The organism is Bradyrhizobium sp. Kon10 (genome assembly GCF_055807395.1).
The window spans coordinates 1-226 of record NZ_JBVVOZ010000448.1; the positions used below are offsets into that span (position 1 = coordinate 1).

At 62.4% G+C, this 226-nt stretch carries 1 pseudogene; it reads left to right on the forward strand.

Features of this window, described 5'->3' with window-relative positions:
- Window positions 1-174, forward strand: a pseudogene (locus AC0L2O_RS37710) (phosphotransferase family protein); the annotation flags it as partial.
- Between the last annotated feature and the right edge of the window lie 52 nt (window positions 175-226).

The following is a 226-nucleotide window of genomic DNA, read 5'->3' on the forward strand; positions in this document are numbered from 1 at the left end:
CTCAACTGGTATTTCGCCTACAATCTGTTCCGCCTCGCCGGCATCACCCAAGGCATCGCCGGCCGTGTCCGCGACGGCACCGCCGCCAACGCCAAGGCGCTCGAATCCGCCAAGCGCACCGTGCCGCTGTCAAAAGCCTCGTGGGAGTATGCGCAGAAGGCCGGCGCGGTATAGAGAACGCTGCCTAACAAACTCACTGTCGCTTGTCCGCAAAGCGCAAGCTTTG